This window comes from Vulgatibacter incomptus, assembly GCF_001263175.1.
Classification (GTDB): Bacteria; Myxococcota; Myxococcia; order Myxococcales; family Vulgatibacteraceae; genus Vulgatibacter; species Vulgatibacter incomptus.
This window is the reverse complement of the sequence record NZ_CP012332.1, coordinates 2,552,672-2,569,572: the sequence shown is the minus strand read 5'-3', so window position 1 is coordinate 2,569,572 and position 16,901 is coordinate 2,552,672. Positions and strand designations below refer to the sequence as shown.

19 protein-coding genes are annotated in these 16,901 nt (G+C 70.7%); 12 read left to right on the top strand and 7 right to left on the bottom strand.

What is annotated here, in order from left to right:
* Nucleotides 1-49 precede the first annotated feature (49 nt).
* The 7 genes from AKJ08_RS10660 to AKJ08_RS10630 all read left to right on the top strand — a co-directional run bounded on the left by AKJ08_RS10660 (nucleotide 50) and on the right by AKJ08_RS10630 (nucleotide 6,496).
* Nucleotides 50-1,897, top strand: coding sequence for a hypothetical protein (locus AKJ08_RS10660; RefSeq protein ID WP_050726053.1), 1,848 nt, complete (start codon nucleotides 50-52; stop codon nucleotides 1,895-1,897).
* Between the two features lie 224 nt (nucleotides 1,898-2,121).
* Entirely contained in the window at nucleotides 2,122-2,643 is a 522-nt protein-coding gene (locus AKJ08_RS10655; protein WP_050727526.1) for an RNA polymerase sigma factor, read from the top strand.
* Nucleotides 2,640-3,449 (top strand): anti-sigma factor family protein, encoded by an 810-nt coding sequence (locus AKJ08_RS10650; protein WP_050726052.1) that lies wholly within the window; start codon nucleotides 2,640-2,642, stop codon nucleotides 3,447-3,449. The genes AKJ08_RS10655 and AKJ08_RS10650 overlap by 4 nt, the downstream gene beginning before the upstream one ends.
* Before the next feature lie 63 nt (nucleotides 3,450-3,512).
* Entirely contained in the window at nucleotides 3,513-4,220 is a 708-nt protein-coding gene (locus AKJ08_RS10645) for a cytochrome c biogenesis CcdA family protein (protein WP_050726051.1), read from the top strand.
* A gap of 145 nt (nucleotides 4,221-4,365) precedes the next feature.
* Complete coding sequence (locus AKJ08_RS10640) at nucleotides 4,366-5,229, top strand: PorV/PorQ family protein (RefSeq protein ID WP_050726050.1); 864 nt, start codon at nucleotides 4,366-4,368, stop codon at nucleotides 5,227-5,229.
* A 56-nt stretch (nucleotides 5,230-5,285) separates the two neighbouring features.
* Entirely contained in the window at nucleotides 5,286-5,651 is a 366-nt protein-coding gene (locus tag AKJ08_RS19815) for a hypothetical protein (RefSeq protein ID WP_050726049.1), read from the top strand.
* Nucleotides 5,648-6,496, top strand: a complete 849-nt coding sequence (locus AKJ08_RS10630; RefSeq protein WP_050726048.1) for a prephenate dehydrogenase — start codon at nucleotides 5,648-5,650, stop codon at nucleotides 6,494-6,496. Before AKJ08_RS19815 ends, AKJ08_RS10630 begins: the two co-directional genes overlap by 4 nt.
* A 139-nt stretch (nucleotides 6,497-6,635) precedes the next feature.
* On the opposite strand, the gene AKJ08_RS10625 is transcribed toward AKJ08_RS10630, so the two are convergent.
* The 7 genes from AKJ08_RS10625 to AKJ08_RS20130 all read right to left on the bottom strand — a co-directional run bounded on the left by AKJ08_RS10625 (nucleotide 6,636) and on the right by AKJ08_RS20130 (nucleotide 11,886).
* Nucleotides 6,636-6,833 carry a hypothetical protein gene (locus AKJ08_RS10625; RefSeq protein ID WP_050726047.1) on the bottom strand — a complete coding sequence of 66 codons (198 nt, stop codon included), beginning with the start codon at nucleotides 6,831-6,833 and terminating at the stop codon, nucleotides 6,636-6,638.
* A 181-nt stretch (nucleotides 6,834-7,014) separates the two neighbouring features.
* Nucleotides 7,015-7,881: an RluA family pseudouridine synthase gene (locus tag AKJ08_RS10620; RefSeq protein ID WP_082343056.1), complete on the bottom strand. Its 867-nt coding sequence runs from the start codon at nucleotides 7,879-7,881 to the stop codon at nucleotides 7,015-7,017.
* 60 nt (nucleotides 7,882-7,941) lie between these two features.
* The gene (locus AKJ08_RS19300; protein ID WP_157370612.1) at nucleotides 7,942-8,259 is read right to left on the bottom strand and encodes a hypothetical protein; all 318 of its coding nucleotides are present in this window, start codon (nucleotides 8,257-8,259) and stop codon (nucleotides 7,942-7,944) included.
* Nucleotides 8,260-8,559: 300 nt separating this feature from the next.
* A complete protein-coding gene (locus AKJ08_RS10610; protein ID WP_050726044.1) occupies nucleotides 8,560-9,555 on the bottom strand; it encodes a hypothetical protein in 996 nt (331 codons plus the stop codon).
* A 45-nt stretch (nucleotides 9,556-9,600) separates the two neighbouring features.
* Nucleotides 9,601-10,716, bottom strand: coding sequence for an ArsA family ATPase (locus tag AKJ08_RS10605; RefSeq protein WP_050726043.1), 1,116 nt, complete (start codon nucleotides 10,714-10,716; stop codon nucleotides 9,601-9,603).
* Between the two features lie 16 nt (nucleotides 10,717-10,732).
* Nucleotides 10,733-11,278, bottom strand: a complete 546-nt coding sequence (locus AKJ08_RS20135; protein WP_050726042.1) for a spore maturation protein — start codon at nucleotides 11,276-11,278, stop codon at nucleotides 10,733-10,735.
* Nucleotides 11,278-11,886 carry a nucleoside recognition domain-containing protein gene (locus tag AKJ08_RS20130; protein ID WP_050727525.1) on the bottom strand — a complete coding sequence of 203 codons (609 nt, stop codon included), beginning with the start codon at nucleotides 11,884-11,886 and terminating at the stop codon, nucleotides 11,278-11,280. Before AKJ08_RS20130 ends, AKJ08_RS20135 begins: the two co-directional genes overlap by 1 nt.
* 121 nt (nucleotides 11,887-12,007) lie before the next feature.
* Between AKJ08_RS20130 and AKJ08_RS10590 the strand changes: the two genes are divergently transcribed.
* The 5 genes from AKJ08_RS10590 (at nucleotide 12,008) to AKJ08_RS10570 (ending at nucleotide 16,896) form a co-directional block, all read left to right on the top strand.
* Entirely contained in the window at nucleotides 12,008-13,945 is a 1,938-nt protein-coding gene (locus tag AKJ08_RS10590; protein WP_050726041.1) for a TIGR04551 family protein, read from the top strand.
* 2 nt (nucleotides 13,946-13,947) lie between these two features.
* On the top strand, nucleotides 13,948-14,298 hold the full coding sequence (locus tag AKJ08_RS10585) for a hypothetical protein (RefSeq protein WP_050726040.1): 351 nt from the start codon (nucleotides 13,948-13,950) through the stop codon (nucleotides 14,296-14,298).
* Nucleotides 14,299-14,392: 94 nt separating this feature from the next.
* Nucleotides 14,393-15,289: a 4-hydroxy-tetrahydrodipicolinate synthase gene (dapA, locus tag AKJ08_RS10580; RefSeq protein ID WP_050726039.1), complete on the top strand. Its 897-nt coding sequence runs from the start codon at nucleotides 14,393-14,395 to the stop codon at nucleotides 15,287-15,289.
* A gap of 39 nt (nucleotides 15,290-15,328) precedes the next feature.
* Entirely contained in the window at nucleotides 15,329-16,138 is an 810-nt protein-coding gene (gene dapB / locus AKJ08_RS10575) for a 4-hydroxy-tetrahydrodipicolinate reductase (protein WP_276202164.1), read from the top strand.
* A complete protein-coding gene (locus AKJ08_RS10570) occupies nucleotides 16,135-16,896 on the top strand; it encodes a fumarylacetoacetate hydrolase family protein (protein ID WP_050726038.1) in 762 nt (253 codons plus the stop codon). Before dapB ends, AKJ08_RS10570 begins: the two co-directional genes overlap by 4 nt.
* Nucleotides 16,897-16,901: the final 5 nt, after the last annotated feature.

Here is a 16,901-nt window from a genome sequence, read left to right as displayed (position 1 = left end):
GCTCGCTCGAATGGCCCCATCTCCGGGAAAAAACGCTAGGATTCGCCCGATGATCCGCAACCTCCTCCAGGCGATGGCCTGCTCAACGGTCGTTTTCTTCGCTCCGCAGGCCCCGGCGGAGGAGCCCTCCTCCCCGGCCGCGCAGCAGGCGGTACTCCCGAACCCGGCGCTCGCGCCCACTTCCGCGGTGGACGAGACGCAGCCGCGCGCGATCCCGCCCGCCTCGTTCGAGCAGCGCAGCGAGCCGGCATCGCCGACGCTCGCGCGCCAGCTCGCGAACGTTCGCAAGCCTCCCGACCCGCCGAGCCTCTTCGACTACACCGAGGGCAAGGCGAACGTCCTCAAGCTCACCTTCGCCGCGCTGCTGGTCGCCCTTCTGGTCTGGAGCTGGAACCTGGCGGACGCGGGCAAGGGCAAGAAGTGGCGTAAGGAGCGCCGCTTCGCGATCGGCCTCCTCGGGATCCTCGGCGTCTTCGGCTGGTTCAACTACGGCAAGTTCCACGGCGGGAACTTCGTCCACGTGTGGGAGCACTACCACTACTACATCGGCGCCAAGTACTTCCCCGAGCTCCGGTTCGCGCGCCTCTACGAGTGCAGCGCCATCGCCGAGGTGGAGATGGGGCGCCGGTCGTTGGTCGAGAAGCGCAACATGCGCGACATCGCCCACACCAACCTCATCGGCTCCACCGAGGACATCCTCGCCCACCCCGAGCGCTGCAAGGAGCACTTCACCGAGGCGCGTTGGACGGCGTTCAAGAAGGACATCTCCTTCTTCATCGGCCGCCTGGGATCCCGCTGGGCCGACTCCCAGAAGGATCACGGCTACAACGGCACGCCCTGGTGGAACATCGGCGGATCGCTCCTCGCCAACCTGGTGGGACCGGCCAGCGACACGAGCATGGTCGTCCTGGCGCTGCTGGATCCGCTGCTGCTGGTGGCGATGTTCGCGGGGATCTGGTGGGCCTTCGGCCTGGAGGTCTTCGCGGTCTCCGCGACCTTCTTCGCCCTGAACTTCCCTTCGCGCTTCTATTGGAACGGCGGCGCCTTCCTCCGCTACGACTACCTCGCCTGGTCGGTGCTCGGGATCTGCTTCCTCAAGAAGAAGAAACCGGCCACGGGCGGCGCGCTCCTGGCCGCCGGCGCGGCCTTCCGGCTCTTCCCGATCTTCTTCGCGCTGGGGCCGGCGATCCAGGGCGGCTGGCGGTGGTTCAAGGACAAGGCCTTCCCGGCGGAGCACAAGCGGATCGTGGTCGGCGCCCTGGTGGCGACCTCGCTGCTGGTCCCCGCCTCCCTCGTGGTGGCCAGGGGGGGCCTCGAGGTCTACTCGGAGTTCGCCGCGAACACCGAGAAGCACGCCGAGACGCCGCTCACCAACCACATGGGCCTGCGCACGGTCCTCTCGTGGCGGCCCTGGTCGAACGCCAAGAATCTGAAGGACGCGAGCCAGGAGGATCCGTTCAAGACCTGGAAGGAGACGCGGCTGGACAACTACCACCAGCTCAAGTGGCTCTTCCTGGCGCTGAACCTGATCTTCCTCTGGGGCGTGTGGCGCACCAGCCGCGACGAGCCCGCCTGGGTCGCGGCCGCCCTCTGCGGCGTGGTGATGATCCCGGCCGCCACCGAGCTCACCTGCTACTACTACGCGTTCATGATCCCGGGCGCCTTCCTCATGGAGAAGCGGCGGGAGATGGGGCTCTGGCTGATCCTCCTGGCGATCGGCACCCACGCGATCACGCGAATGCCGATCTGGGACGACGACAAGTACGTGTGGATGGGCCTCGCCAGCGTCGCGTACGGCCTGCTGCTGATCTGGACGTTCCTCCAGCCCCTGCCGGCAGGGGAGCAGGCGCCCGGCAAGCTGCAGCCCGCCCTGCAGCCCGCACGGCGCAAGGCCTAGCGCGAGAGCGCTCCTTTTCGTTTGCTCGGCTCCGCCTCGCGAGAGTTCGTGAATTTCTTCACGAACTCTCGGCCCCAGGGTCCGCCGGGCGCCGTCCTGGGCGTGCGCCCGACGCTCGTTTCGCGTCGGGGAACTTCCGGGAGGGTTGGCGTGTCCTCCCGATCGAACGGCCGGCTCCGACCCCGGTGCCGGCCTCGTCGACGATCGTTCGGACCTGGGAAAACGTGAAGCCAAGCGACTTCGCTCGCCTGATCGAGCCGCACCTTCCGGTGCTCCATCGGCTGGCCCGGCGGTTATGCCGCACTCGGTCGGACGCCGAGGATCTGGCCCAGGAGGCCCTGATCCGCGCGTTCGAGCGCCGGGGCTCGCTCCGGGAGCCGGAGCGGATCCGCGGCTGGATCCTGGCGACGGTCCGCAACCTCCACCTGAACCGCGTGAGGGACGCGCGGCCCCACCTGCTGGTGCTCTCCGACACCCGGGGAACCGACGAGGAGCCCCGCGGGGACCTCGAGCGGGAGCTCCAGGACGGCGCCCTGAGCGACGAGCTGCTCCTGGCCCTGCGCCAGCTCCCCGAGGAGCAGGCGACGGTGCTCTGGCTCCGCTCGGTGGAAGACCTCTCGTACGAGGAGATCGCCGAGGCGATGGAGACCCCGGTGGGGACGGTCCGCTCCCGGCTGTCGCGGGCGCGGGTAGCGATGATCGAAGCGCTGGAAACGAAGGCTGTTGCCGCAGGAGGTGAGAGATGAGCTGCGTCTCCGACGAGGTGCTGAGCGCAATGGTGGATGGCGAGGCTGGCCGCGAGCACGCGGCGCACCTCCGCCGCTGTGACCGTTGCCGCGGCCGGCTGGAGAAGCTGGAGGCCCTCGACGCGGCCCTACGATCTCTGCCCTTGGCCCGCGAGGCCCCATCGTCCACGCTGGCGGCGACCTTGCGCGGTCTCAAGGCCGGCGGCGAAACCAGCGCGCCGGCGCCGGGCGGGACTCGCCGGCTCGCGCGCCGCGCGCGATCGCTCGCACCTCCGTCGTTGGCGCCCGCAAAGCGGCACCTCTCGCGGGCCGTGGCCGGCCTCGCGGCCATGGCCGCCGCGCTCGCCGTGATGGTGATTGCGCCGGAGACCGGCTCGCCTTCTCGCGCCCTGGCGGAGGACGCCGTCGCGAACCACATCCGTGCCTTCACCGTGGGTGATGGGACCGGATGCCAGGTCGAGAGTCAGGACCCTTCCGAGCTCTCCGCCTGGCTGAGCACGGCCCTGGGCCACGAGGTGGAGGTCCCCATGCTGGCGGGCGCCACACTCATCGGCGCGAGGCGCTGCTCGCTGCTGGGCGAAGAGACGGCGGCGGTGGTCTACCGGGCCGGCGATCGCGCGGTCTCCGTCTACCTGCCGCCCAAGGGGAGCGGGGTGGCGGCGGCGTGCGAGAAGAGCCGCAGCGGCTGCGTGCAGGCGCGCGACGGACAGACGGTTTGCGTGATCCCCGGCGGGGACGACTCGCCGTGGCTCATGGTCGGCGCGATGCCGGGCGACGCGATGTGCTCGATCGCGGCGAGCGGGTGATCGTGCGGAACCTTCCGGGAGGCGGGTCGTGTCCTTCCTGATGCAACCAGGAGCCGACCGCCGATGACCTCGATCTCGCTACCCGCCGCCGTTTTCGCAGGGGCACTCTCGTTTCTCTCCCCCTGCGTCTTTCCCCTCGTCCCAGGCTACCTCTCCTTCCTCACCGGCTCGTCCGCCGGCGACGCGGAAGGCGCGAGGGGGAAGGCGATCGGGCGCGCTGCGGCCTTCTCGCTCGGCTTCGGCCTCGTCTTCGTGGCTCTCGGCGCGACGGCCTCCACCTTCGGCCAGCTCCTCGGCGAGCACCGCCGCTGGCTCGACCTCGCCGGAGGCGCGCTGGTGATCCTCTTCGGCCTGCACCTCCTCGGGATCCTGCGCGTCTCGCTCTTCTTCCGGGAGGCGCGGTTCCAGAAGCTGCCGAGCCCGAAGGGCTTCTTCGGCGCGCTCCTGGTCGGCCTCGCCTTCGGCTTCGGCTGGTCGCCCTGCGTGGGGCCGCTCCTCGGCGGCGTGCTCACCCTGGCCGCAGCCGACGGCACCATCGGGCACGGCGTCCTGCTCCTCTCGGGCTACGCCGTGGGCCTCGCGATCCCCTTCATCGTCTCCGCGGCGGCGCTCCAGCGCTTCCTCGCGGCCTCGAGCCGGATCCGGCCCTGGCTGCCCTGGGTCGAGAGGACGGGCGGCGCGCTCCTCACCGCGTTCGGCGTCCTGCTGGTCACGGGCAAGATGGGAGTCGTGATGCAGTTCCTCCCGGGCTTCGAGTCCCTCGCGCTCTGAGCGTTTGAAGAAATCGGTCCCGCTGAAGCGGGCCCCATTTCTTCAGCCGCGCTTCGCGCGGAACCGCTCCTTTTTCGTTTGCTCCGCCTTCGGCTTCGCGCGCGCTGGAGCATCGAGCGGCCATCTGTCTGGTAGACTACAGACGATGCGCAAGCTGGTCCGCTCCCTGCCCGCCGCAGCCCTGCTGCTCCTCGCCGCCTCCCCCTCCCGGGCGTCCACGATCCCGACGCCGAACGCCCAGGACCTCTCCGGGACCCGCGCGCTGGGGATGGGCGACGCCTTCATCGCCGTCGCCTCGTCCAACGAGGCGATCTACTTCAACCTCGCGGGGTTGGCGCAGGCCCACAAATACGAGATCGACCTCGTCTACGCCTTCGATCCCGGCAACGACCTCTCCCGCATCAACGGCTCGATCGTCGATTCGAAGAGCACCCGCCTCGCCACCGGCCTCGCCTATACCCACCTGAAGGGCGACGCCGCCCAGGGCGAGGTGTCGGGCTCGATCGCGCACCTCGGCTTCGGCGTGCCCCTGGCATCCCGCGTGGCCTTCGGCTTCGGCATCAAGTACCTCGGCTTCTCTGACCCCCGGCACGCCAACGCGGTCACCGGGGATCTCGGGCTGCTGATCCGGCCGGTGGACTTCATCTCGATCGGCGGCGCGGCCTACAACGTGATCGACATCGACAGCCCCGAGGCCCCGCGCAAGCTGGGCGCCGGCATCGCGGTGGGGACCGACACCTCCTTCCGCCTGGCCTTCGACACGGTCTGGGACGTCTCCCAGGCGGACACCGGGATCGCCTGGCACGCCGGCGGCGAGTACCTCTTCGACGACTTCATGCCGATCCGCGCCGGCTTCAAGCGCCTGGAGCGCGAGGATCGGAACTATGTCTCGGGGGGCTTCGGCTTCATCTCCGACCGGGCCGGAATCGAGTTCGCCTACGTCCAGAGCCTCCGCAAGGGGGAGTCGAGCGACCGGATCTTCAGCTTCACCCTCTCGTTCTTCCTCTGAGGGGTTGCGAGCCGAGGCTTTCGCCCCGGATGGGCGGCCATGGTAGGGTCGACGCCATGTCCTTGCTGGCAGCGATCCAGGGCGACGGGCCGGTGGAGGGAGCGGGCGTCGAGGCCTCCGTCGCGAAGCTCTGCGCCGCGCTCCTCGCCGAGAACCGCCTTCCGCCCGCAGCGGTGGTGGCGGCGCGGGTCCGGATCCCCGACGGATGCGAGCCTCCCCTCCGGGCCCTGGCCGAGCTCGGCTTGACCGGGATCCCGATCTTCTGGGAGGCGGGCGTCGACGGCGGCTTGCGGGTGATCGCCCACGTCCGCGTCAAGCGGCGGCGGCGGCTGCGCCCGGTCGTCCTCGCGTCGAACGACGACGTGCAGGCGCCCGACCCCGAGCCGGAAGCGGGCACCCCGACGACGGAGCCATCTCCATGAACGCCACCCCTCCGAAGCCGCCGTTCGCGGTCGTCGGCCTCGGCCAGCTCGGCACGGCCCTGGTGAAGGCCATCGGCCGGGCGTTTCCGGAGTCCCCGATCGTCGCGATCGAGCCGGATCCGAAGGCCCGCGCCCAGGCCCTCCAGGATCGGCTCGTGGGAGTGGCCGACGAGACGCCCGGGCCGTCGCTCACTCCCTGCGGCCTCGTCTTCCTCTGCGTCCCGCTGGGCACCTTGCCGGAGGTTCTTCCCCTCCTCGGGCCCCACCTCGGGCCGGAGGCGATCGTCACGGACCTCTCGCCGGTGAAGGGGGCCGTCGCCTCCCTGGTGGAGCAGCACCTGCCCGGCGTCCGCCACGTGGGCGGGCATCCGCTGGTCGCAGGCGAGCCCGGGTCGAACGGGAAGGCGGATCTCTTCGTCGGGCGGCCGGTGGCGCTCTGCCCGCGGCCGGGGCAGGAGAGCCTCGCAGCCGGTGTGGGAACGGTCTGGGCGGCGATCGGGGCGAGGCCGGTGGTGATCCCGGCGGACGAGCACGACCGCCTCATCGCGGCGACGGCGCACGCGCCCTATCTGGCCTCGCTGGCGTTGATCCGGATCGCCGGCGCCCTCGACGGCGCCGAGCGCCTGATGGCCAAGACCTTCGCGGAGGCGCTTCGTCCCGCCGGTCTCTCGGCGGAGGCGATGGCCGCGGCGGTCGGCGCCAACCCCTTCGCGCCGGCAGCGGTCCGCGTGGTCGCCGACGAGCTCCGCCGGCTGGCCGATCTGGCCGAGAGCGATCCCGAGGGGCTCCTCGCCGCGGCGATCGACGGCAGGGCGGCCCGGGCGCGGCTGCTCTCCGAGCCCTGAACCCGGAATCGAGCCTTTGGCTCGCGACCGGGCTTCGGGGCTGACGCTCCGGGAGAAACGAGTCGAGCCGCCGAGCCGTGCACCTGGCACGACGCGGCGGCTCGAATCAGCGATCCCGCTAGGGGATCGCGAAGCCATCCTAGAGGTCGTAGTCGCGGAGCGTCGCGCGGCCGTTCTTCTTGGCCCGCTCGATCGCCTTGTCGATCGCGGCATGGACGACGTCGTTCAGGCCGGTGAGGAAGTCCTCGCTGGTCCGAACTCCCTGCTCGCCACCCTTCGCCTTGATTACTTCCCGAACCTTGGACTGGACGAGCAGCATCTCGCGCTCTTCGGCCATGATGTCTCTCCTCTCAACCGGAGCAACCGGACGCGGGCAGAAGTGCCCGCTGAGTGTCGCAAGGCATATCCATCACTTCGAAGGCGATTCAAGCGAAAAAGGCGCGGAGCGTGTGAAGGCATCGGCCCCGCTGGAGCGGGTCCAATGCCTTCAGCTCGCGCTTCGCGCGAGGGCGCTCCCTTTACGTCTGCTCGCCTTCGGCTCGGGAGATGAGCGAGAGCGCTTCCGAGAGGTCGGCCGGCGCGGGCGCCTCGATCCGCAGGAGCGCTCCCGTCTTCGGATGGGGGAGGGCGAGGGCCCTGGCGTGGAGGAGCATCCGCGGCGGCTGGATGGGGCCCGCACGGGCGGGTCCACCGTAGCGGGCGTCGCCCACGATCGGATGGCCCAGGTGCGAGAGGTGGACGCGGAGCTGGTGCGTCCGTCCCGTCTCGGGGAAGAGCCGAATGGCGGTCGCGACATCGTCCAGATGGCCGATTGCCTCCCACCGCGTCGCCGCGGGCAGGCCACCTTCGCGAACCTCGAAGGAGCCCCGCCGCGTAGGGGAGGGCGCGAGCGCGCCGTCGATCCGGCCCGAGCCCTCTAGTCTCCCCGAGACGACCGCGACGTATTCCTTGTGGGCCGTCCCTTCGCGGAAGGCCGCGGAGAGCGCGCGCACGGCGCCCCGGGTCTTTCCGAAGATCACGACGCCGGAGGTGTCACGGTCGAGGCGGTGGATCGTGGGCACCTCGGAGGGCTTGAGCCGGAGGTGTCGCGCCACGAGCCAGGGGAGGGTGCCGACGTCGCCGGACGCGGCGGCCTGGGACGGGACACCAGCGGGCTTGTTCACTGCGAGGACGGCGTCATCCTCGAAGAGGACGGCGAGTGGTGCCGCAGGCGCCTGCTGAACCCGCCCGGCTTCTTCCAGGACGACCTCGACGCTCTGGCCGGCGCGCAGCGTCTTCGACGCGATCCGGCAGCGGGTGTTGTCCAGGTAGACGCCGCCCCGCTCGAGGGCGCGGCGTGCCTCGCCACGCGAGACACCGCCTCGGTTCGCGAGGAAGCGGTCCAGCCTCTCGCCCTCGTCCTCGGGGCGGCAACGAGCTTGATGCGGCGAATCGTCGGACCTCGGCTACTTCTTCTCGCGCAGCGCGCGGATCAGGCTGTCCTTCGCGGCGGAGGCCTGCGGCTGCGGCCGGGCGAGGTGGGCCTGGTAGCGGCGGCGGATCTCGAGCTCCATGACGTGGAGCTCGTCCAGCATCGTGCCGGAGGCCTTGGCCTCTAGGCGGGTTCCGCGGGCGGCGGGGATGCCGCGAAGCCCGCGGATGACCCGCTCCTCCTCGGAGGAAAGGTGGTCGGAGCGCGTGGTGAGGGCCTCCGACACGGTGATCGCGCCCTGGCGCTCCTCGGTCGAAATTCGGCTTCCACCTTTACGCTGAGTCCCGCTCACAGTTCACCTCGAGAAGAAAGAATGATGGTAGGCTACCCGCGATTCCTCGGTGGTCAATTTTTCCGACATTGTGGTTGGCTGAATGCCAACGTAGGCACAGGTGCGCCCTCGCGACGGATGCGCGTTCCCGTTCCCGTTGACCAGTCAACCCCGGCGAATCGACGCGTGTCCAGAAATCGCCCCCGCGTGCGGACTTCTGGACAGCTCTGAGCCTGTGAAAAAAATCGGTCGCGCTCGAAGCGGGCGCGATTCCTTCATCCGCGCTTCGCGCGACGCGCCTTTGCGTGGCTCCGCGACCTTTCAGTCCTCGTCCGCGGGTTCCGCAGCCTCGGGCTTCTCGGGCGCCTTCTCGAGGCCGTAGGCCCGGAGGGTTGCGACCACGCCGGGCGGCCGCGGCGCGTCGTCGAGGTGCTCCGGGACCGCGATCTTCGGGTCCTTCCCGACTCCCCGGACCTCCAGGTGGATCGAGAGCTCCAGGTGGGCCTCGGGCCTGCCCTCGGCGGCGGGGACGACCAGCGTGGCCTCGAGATCCGCACCCAGGGGAACCCCGGTCTCGGCGTCGATCCGCAGCGTGCCGGAGGCCGCCGAGGGGCGTCCCTCCTTCGCTGCCGCGAGGCGGAGGGTGGTGTCCGAATCAGGGCCGTTCTTGGGGAAGACCACCGGCGGCAGGGCGGCCTCGCCCTCGTCCTTGCGGGGCTCGCCGAGGCTCACCGTGTACTGGACGACCTTTCGGCCCTCCACCGTCCCCTCGCCCTTCGGCGAGAGCTTCATCGCCCCGTGGACCAGGTCGTGGAAGGTGGCGAGGGAGTCGTAGGCCGAGGCGACCACGTGCTCCGACGACCCTCGGTCGCGCCGCCGCTCGCGGAAGCGCCCGTAGCGCGAGCGGGTGTACGAGACGCCGTCCAGCTTGATCCACTCCATGCCCTGGCGTTCGTCGTTCTCGATTCGAACGTGGAAGTCGCCGTCGGGGCCGAGCGCGACGTGGCGCTCCTCGGAGAGCTTCACGTCCTTGTCCGACCGGCTCCACCGGAAGCTCACCTTCGCGTCCTGGACGTGGGGTCCGATGCGCGCGACGGCCTCGGCTGCAGGGATGGAGAGGATCCGGTCGAGGCCGGCGGGATCGCGGTCGAGCTTGCGGGCGTCCAGGGTCTGCGCCGCCGCCTGAAGGACCTTGGGCGGGTCCTCGGGGGAGAAGATCCGGGCCTTGGCCGCGCGATCCTCCGCGCTGGAGCAGCCGGAGGCTGCAAGGAGGACGGCGAAGACGACGGCGACGATCACGTAGGAGGGGCGATGCATGCGCGACGACCCTACCCGCGCAGGCGCGATCCTCGCAAGCCGGGATCAGGGCACGAAGGCCAGGCGATCGAGCTGGGCGAGGCCGGGCAGATCGGCGATCTCCCCTTCGAGGCGGGGGATCCCGACGACCTTCGCGCTGCCCTGGGCCTGCAGGCGGTCGAGCATGGCCCTCTCGAGAAGCGCCCTCGCCCGCTCCTGCCCATATGAGGCCTCAAGGCGCTGGAGGAGGGCGCGCGCCTTCTCCTCGCCCAGCTCGTGCACGAGCGCGGCCTCGGTGGCCTGGCGCTCCGACTCGGTGGGCGGTGGGCGCTCGGGGAGGAGGCGGTTCACGACGTAGCCGCCGAAGGGGAGGCCGAGCTCGGCGAGCTTGTGCCGGAAGAAGAGCGCGTCGTCCAAGGCCGCCGCTTCCGGCGCCGTGACCAGCAGGAAGACCGCGCCGGGAGAGGCGAGCATGCGCCGGACCTCCTCCGCGTGGCTACGGAAGGTCGCGGTCATCCCGCCAAGGGCACCGAGGAAGCCGCCGAGCTCCTCGGTGAAGGACTCGCCGAAGACCTTCCCCAGGACGCCGCCCACCACCTTCCCCGTCCGCTGCAGGAAGCCGAAGCGCTTGGGCTCCTGGGGCGCGAACCACTTGAGCACCCGCTCGTCCAGGAAGCGCGAGAGCTTGTTCGGCGCCTCGAGGAAGTCGAGGGCGTTCCGGGTGGGAGGCGTGTCCACGACGACCACGTCGAAGCGCGGATCGGAGCCGAGCTGGTGGAGCTTCTCCTCCGCCGCGTACTCCTGGAGGCCGGCCAGGAGCTCCGAGACGTTCTGGTACATCCGATTCGAGAGGATCCGCTGGGCCTCCGCGGGGGCGTTGAGCCGGCGCACGAGCTCGTCGAAGGTCGCCTTCGGATCGAGCATCAGCGCGTGGAGGGAGCCCTCCGGGGGAACGCCCGCCGCGTCGAGGAGCTCGCGGGGTACGGGCTCGGGCTCGCTCGGGAGCGAGGGGAGCCCGAGGGCGTCGGCCAGGCGCTTCGCGGGATCGATGGTGAGCACCACTGCGCGCCGCCCCGATCGTGCAGCGGCGAGGGCGATCGCCGCCGACGTGGTGGTCTTGCCGACGCCGCCGGCGCCGCTGCAGATCACCAGCCGTCTGTCGCCTACGAGGTCGAGGAGCATCGGGAGGAGAGTATCCCTAGGAGCCGAAGACGAGGCGGACGATCGCGATGGAGGCGGCGATCCCGGCTGCCTCGGCGAGGACCGCCGCTGGGATGGCGTGCCGGAAGCGGGTGATCCCGACGGCGCCGAAGTAGACGGCCAGGACGTAGAAGGTGGTCTCGGTGGCGCCGCTGGCCACCGCGCCGATCAGGGAGGCGAGGCTGTCCGGGCCCTCGCTCCGGATGAGGTCGGCGAGGAGGCCGTTGGCGCCGCTCCCCGAGAGGGGCCGCACGAGGAAGAGGGGGAGCACCGAGGCCGGGATCCCCAGGGGCGCGAGCACGGGCTCCAGCCAGGACGAGAGCCGATCCATGGCGCCGGCGCCGCGGAAGGCGCCCACCGCGGCGAGGATCGCCACGAGGAAGGGCACGATCCGGAAGGCGATCTCGAGGCCCTCCTTCGCGCCGGCGACGAAGGCGGGGTAGACCTTCACCCGCTTGGCGAGGGCGTAGCCGGGGACGCCCACGAGGATCACGGGGATGGTCCAGCGGGAGATCGCCTCGAGGACCTGCGCGAGGAGCGACATCAGCCCTCCAGCCCGGCCTGGGCGGGGGCCCGGAAGAGGCGCGCGCGGGCGAGGAGCTTCGCGGCGACCACGCCCACGGTGGTGGAGACCGCAGTGGCGAGGAGGGTGGGGCCGACGACGGAGGTGGGATCCGCCGCGCCGCCTGCCGTTCGGAGGGCCACCACCGTGGCGGGCACGAGCTGGACGCTGCTGGCGTTGATCACCAGGAAGAGGATCATCGAGTCGGTGGCCGTGTCCCGCCGGGGATTGAGGGTCTGGAGCTCCTCCATCGCCTTGAGGCCGAAGGGCGTGGCGGCGTTGCCGAGGCCCAGCATGTTGGCCGCCACGTTGAGCACCATCGCCGACATGGCCGGGTGATCGCGGGGCACGTCGGGGAAGAGCCGGCACATCACGGGTCGGACGAGGGCGGCGAGGTGCCTGGTGAGGCCGGCCTCTTCGGCGACGCGGAGGACGCCCATCCACAGGGCCAGCATCCCGGCGAGGCCGATCGCGAGCGTGATCGCCGAGGCGGCGCCGTCGATGGCGCCGGAGGTGAAGCCGCCGATGTCGCCGCCCATGGCGGCCGCGACGAGCCCGAGCGCGAGGAGCAGAAACCAGATCAATCCCACGGCTGGCACGCTACCGCGCGTCGCCGACGTGAGCAAACCAACTGGTTTCGTTGATTGACACCGCAGCGCGGGGGTTGATACGACCCGCGTTCCTCGGCCCTTTCCGGCCTGGAGGGCCTTCATGACCCGTCTCCCTGCGATCTCGACGCTCGCGCTCATCCTGACCGCCTCCGCCGCACCCGCGCTCGCCCAGACGCAGGTTTCGCCGCCGCCGGCGCCGCCTCCGGCGAACACGGCGCCCGGAACGAGCGGATCGACGCTCTCGGCGGCCGAGCGCGAGGCGATCCGCGAGGAGATCCGCCGGCAGCTCCAGGGCGAGATGCAGGAGAAGCTCGACGCGGCCAAGGAGGAGATGCGGGACGAGGTCCGCGCCGCCGTGACGTCGGCGGGCGCCGCCCAGGAGTGGAGCGACGAGTGGCAGGAGGTGCGCCCCAAGCTCGATCTCTTCGAGGTGAACGGCTACTTCCGCACCCGCGGCGACCTCTTCTATCGCTTCGACATGGACACCGGCCTGGACCCGTCGGGCAACGGCATCTTCCCGATCGATCCGCAGAACACGGACCGCCACACCCAGGCGACCACGAACATGCGGCTGCGGATCAACCCCACGCTGAACGTGAGCGAGGACGTCCGCCTCAAGGCGCAGGTCGACGTCTTCGACAACCTGGTCTGGGGCTCGACGCCGAACGCCGGGTTCTCCGCCGGCACGGGGAACCAGCGCAATCCGTGGAACATCGGCTCGGACGGCCAGGGGCCGCCGCGGTTCGGCTTCAACTCGATCACCGACTCGATCACGGCGAAGCGCGTGTGGGCCGAGGTCCGTACCCCCGTGGGCGAGCTGCGCTTCGGCCGCATGGCCGACGACTTCGGTCTCGGGATGAACATCAACGACGGCAACTGCCTCGACTGCGACCACGGCAACACCGTCGACCGCGTCCTCTTCGCGACCAAGATCTTCAACCACGTGATCGCGCCGTCCCTCGATTTCGTCTCCGAGGGGCCCACCAGCGCCAACCCGTTCACGCAGTTCCCGACCGCGCAGCCCTTCGATCGGACCCAGGCGGACGACGCCCGGGATTGGATCCTCACGATTCTGCGCCGCGACTCGGACGACGAGATCCGTAAGCTCCAGGCCGCGGGCCGGGAGACCTTCGTCAACTACGGCCTCCGCCTCGCCTACCGCATCCAGACCTGGGACGCTCCGCTCCTCGCGGTGGGCGGCAGCGGGAACGGGAACGCCGGAGGCGGTGCGCCGCAGGAAGGGGTCGGGACCGTCGACCCTGCGTCGTTCGTCGCTCGGCGCGCCTGGACCCTCACTCCGGACGTTTGGTTCCGCCTGATCCACAAGAAATATCGTCTGGAGTTCGAGTTCGTCACGGTCCATGGCAAGTTCAACGTCGAGCCGTCGGAGCTGGAGGCGGGCCCGATTGCCGGCGAACAGGTACGGGAGCTGACCCTCGCGCAGTACGGCGCGGTGCTCCAGAACGAGCTCAAGCTCGCGGACGACAAGCTCGCGCTCGGTCTCGAGCTGGGCTACGCCTCGGGCGGCAACGCGCCGGGGTTTGGCAACTTCCCGGGCCGCCTCGATCCGACCGTTCCCGGCGGCTTCACGCAGCGCGGCGATTGGGACGGGCCCCAGTTCAATTGCGGGCCCACCGCCTGCCCGAACCGCACGATCAACAACTTCCGCTTCAACCGCGACTACCGGGTCGACCTCATCCTCTTCCGCGAGATCCTGGGCGGTGTCACCGACGCGATCTATGTGCGACCCAGCATTCGATACGACATCACCACGGGCCTTGACGTGAACTTCGCCGGCGTCTACTCGCAGGCCGCGGAATCGGTCACGACGCCCACCCAGTCGCGGCCCCTCGGCGTCGAGCTGGACACTGCGATCAACTACCTCTCGGACGACGGCTTCGTCATGTCGCTGGCCTACGGCGTGCTCTTCCCGCTCTCCGGCCTCGACCAGCTCGTGGACTTCACGAATCCCGCGGCCGGCGTGATCTCCGCCAAGTCGGCCCAGACCGTCCGCCTCTTCCTGGGCGTGGTCTACTAGCGATGGGGAGGGTCCTTCCCGCCTGCGTGGTCCTGCTCTTCGGCGCCGGGCTCGCGGCTTGCGGCGTGAAGGCCCCGCCTCGTCCTCCCGGGATTCCGGCCGCCAAGCGCGGAGAGCTCGTGGCGCCCTGTTCGGGATGCGAGATCCCGGGCCCCGACGCCTTCCCGGCGCCTTCCTCCCCGAGCCCGAACCCCATCGGCTCGTCGGCGCCGGCGAACCCGCCTGGCAGGACCGGTAAGGAAGGCGAGATCCCCCCAGGTCTCCCGGGCCCCGTGGAGGTCCCCGCAGCGCCCGACGAGGGCGCGCCCTCCGTCGAGCAGGCGCCTCCCAAAGAGGAGCCGATCCGCGAATGAGGTCCCCGGCGCTCTCGGAGCGCGTTGGGATATCGGCGGACGACATGGACACACGAGCGAGGGCGGCCGAGCCCTCGCGTGGAGATGCGCGATCATGATCAAGCCCGAGCTCGTTGGATCGTTCGTCGCGCTCGCGACGCCGTTTCGCGGAGGCGCCCTCGACGAGGCGGCCTATCGAGCCCTCTGTGAGTCGCTGCTCGCCCAGGGCACGGACGGCCTGGTGCCCTGCGGCACCACGGGCGAGACGCCCACCCTCGACGAGGCCGAGCAGCGACGCTGCGTCGCCATCGCGGTGGAGGTGGGCCACAAGGCCGGCAAGCCCGTGATCGCCGGGGCGGGATCGAACTCCACCGCCCAGACCGCCCGCAACGTCGCCGCGGTCCGCGACGCCGGCGCCGACGGCGCCCTGGTGGTGACGCCCTACTACAACAAGCCCACCCAGGCCGGGATCGTGGAGCACTACCGGGCCGTGGCGAAGGCGGTGCCCGGCTTCCCGATCGTCGCCTACGTCGTGCCGGGACGCACGGGCGTGGATCTCCTCCCCGACACCTACGTTGCCCTCGCGGAGGTCGAGGAGGTGGTCGCGGTGAAGGAAGCCACCGCCAGCCTCCAGCGCGTGATCGACATCCGGGAGAAGGTGGGCGACCGCTTCACGCTGCTCTCGGGCGACGACTTCACGGTGCTCCCCTTCATCGCCGCCGGCGGGAAGGGCGTGATCAGCGTGAGCGCCAACGTGGCGCCGCGGCACATGGCCGACCTCGTGCACAAGGCGCTGGCCGGCGACCTCGCCGAGGCGGGGCGGATCCAGGTGGCGATGAACGCGCTCCACCGGGCTCTCTTCGTCGAGTCCAACCCGATCCCGGTGAAGGCAGCGCTGCACATGCAGGGGCTCTTCGCCGACGAGGTCCGGCTCCCGCTGCTCCCCGCCGCAGCCGGCACCCGCAAGCTCCTGGAGGACTCGCTCCGCTCCCTCGGGGTCCTCGCGAGCTAATCCCGCCGGGCCCATTTCGCGCCACCCAACGGAGTCGTCGTGAACGTCGTCATCACAGGCATCGGCGGACGGATGGGAGACGCGCTGCTCCGCGCCGTCCGCTCGACCTCGGCGACCCGCGCCCTCGCCGGGACCACGCGCCCCGGCGGGCCCGCGCAGCGGCTCACCGCGGAGCTCGGCCTGCCGGTCGAGGAGTCGCTGGACGCGGCCCTCGCGCGGGGCGCCGACGCCGTCATCGACTTCACGAGCCCCTCGGCCACCGCCGAGCACGTGGACGCCTGCGTTCGGGCGAAGCTCCCCATCGTCATCGGCACGACCGGCCTGGATCCCGAGACCCAGGCCGCGGTCGCCCGTGGCGCCAAGGAGATCCCGGTCGTGCTCGCGCCGAACATGTCGGTCGGCATGAACCTCCTGTTCAGGCTGGTCTCACAGGCGACCGAAGTCCTCGGCGAAGGCTACGACGTGGAGATCGTCGAGGCTCACCACCGGCACAAGAAGGACGCGCCCTCCGGCTCGGCCCTCCGCCTCGCCGAGGCGGTCGCCCGGGCCCGCGGAGAGGACCTCGGCGACGTCGCCAACTTCGGGCGGGAGGGGCAGGTAGGCGCGCGGCCCCGACGGGAAATCGGGATCCACGCCGTTCGCGGCGGCGACGTCGTCGGCGACCACTCCGTCCTCTTCCTCGCCGATGGCGAGCGGGTCGAGCTGGCCCACCGCGCGTCCAGCCGCGAGGCCTTCGCCGGCGGCGCCGTGCGCGCGGCTCTCTGGCTCGCCGGGCACGCTCCGGGCCTCTACACCATGCAGCACGTCCTGGGTTTCGAGCCCATTCCCGGAGAGGAGACGAAGCCGTGAACCGCATCGTTCGCTTTGACGAGGGCGGCGCCCTCCACTACGGCAGGGTCCGGGACGGCAATGAAGTCGAGGTTCTCACCGCCGCGCCGTGGTCGGGCGGAGTTTCCGCGGGAAGGCGGACGCAGCTGGGAGGCCTCGAGCTCGTCGCCCCCTGCGAGCCGACCAAGGTGGTCTGCGTCGGGCGCAACTACGCGGCCCACGCAAAGGAGCTCGGCAACGCGCTGCCGCAGGAGCCGCTGATCTTCCTGAAGCCGGCCTCGAGCGTGATCGGCCCCGAGGCATGCATCATCCTGCCCGCCGTCTCCTCCGACGTGCAGCACGAGGCCGAGCTCGCGCTGGTGATCGGCAAGAGGTGCCGCGCAGTCTCGGCGGAGGACGCGCCGTCCTACGTCGCGGGCTTCACCTGCCTGAACGACGTGACCGCTCGCGACATCCAGCGCTCGGAGACCCAGTTCACCCGCGCCAAGGGCTTCGACACCTTCTGCCCCATCGGTCCGTGGATCGTCGAGGGCTGGAGCGATCCGTCGAACCTCGGCGTCCGCTGCCTCGTCGACGGCGAAGTGCGCCAGGACGGCAACACCGGCGACATGGTCTTCGGCCCGGCGGAGCTGCTTTCGTTCATCTCCCACGTGATGACCTTGGAGCCCGGCGACGTGATCGCCACCGGTACGCCTGCCGGCGTCGCGAGGCTCACTGCCGGGCAGCGGGTCGAGGTCGTCATCGACGGGATCGGCGCCCTCGCCAATCCGGTGGTCTGAGAGCT

Excerpts from the sequence above, each read along its gene's own strand:
- AKJ08_RS10660 (WP_050726053.1), top strand. The coding sequence starts at position 50 with ATGATCCGCAACCTCCTCCAGGCGATGGCCTGCTCAACGGTCGTTTTC.
- AKJ08_RS10650 (WP_050726052.1), top strand. The coding sequence starts at position 2,640 with ATGAGCTGCGTCTCCGACGAGGTGCTGAGCGCAATGGTGGATGGCGAG.
- AKJ08_RS10645 (WP_050726051.1), top strand. The coding sequence starts at position 3,513 with ATGACCTCGATCTCGCTACCCGCCGCCGTTTTCGCAGGGGCACTCTCG.
- AKJ08_RS10640 (WP_050726050.1), top strand. The coding sequence starts at position 4,366 with ATGCGCAAGCTGGTCCGCTCCCTGCCCGCCGCAGCCCTGCTGCTCCTC.
- AKJ08_RS19815 (WP_050726049.1), top strand. The coding sequence starts at position 5,286 with ATGTCCTTGCTGGCAGCGATCCAGGGCGACGGGCCGGTGGAGGGAGCG.
- AKJ08_RS10630 (WP_050726048.1), top strand. The coding sequence starts at position 5,648 with ATGAACGCCACCCCTCCGAAGCCGCCGTTCGCGGTCGTCGGCCTCGGC.
- AKJ08_RS10625 (WP_050726047.1), bottom strand. The coding sequence starts at position 6,833 with ATGGCCGAAGAGCGCGAGATGCTGCTCGTCCAGTCCAAGGTTCGGGAA.
- AKJ08_RS10610 (WP_050726044.1), bottom strand. The coding sequence starts at position 9,555 with ATGCATCGCCCCTCCTACGTGATCGTCGCCGTCGTCTTCGCCGTCCTC.
- AKJ08_RS10605 (WP_050726043.1), bottom strand. The coding sequence starts at position 10,716 with ATGCTCCTCGACCTCGTAGGCGACAGACGGCTGGTGATCTGCAGCGGC.
- AKJ08_RS20135 (WP_050726042.1), bottom strand. The coding sequence starts at position 11,278 with ATGTCGCTCCTCGCGCAGGTCCTCGAGGCGATCTCCCGCTGGACCATC.
- AKJ08_RS10590 (WP_050726041.1), top strand. The coding sequence starts at position 12,008 with ATGACCCGTCTCCCTGCGATCTCGACGCTCGCGCTCATCCTGACCGCC.
- AKJ08_RS10585 (WP_050726040.1), top strand. The coding sequence starts at position 13,948 with ATGGGGAGGGTCCTTCCCGCCTGCGTGGTCCTGCTCTTCGGCGCCGGG.
- dapA (WP_050726039.1), top strand. The coding sequence starts at position 14,393 with ATGATCAAGCCCGAGCTCGTTGGATCGTTCGTCGCGCTCGCGACGCCG.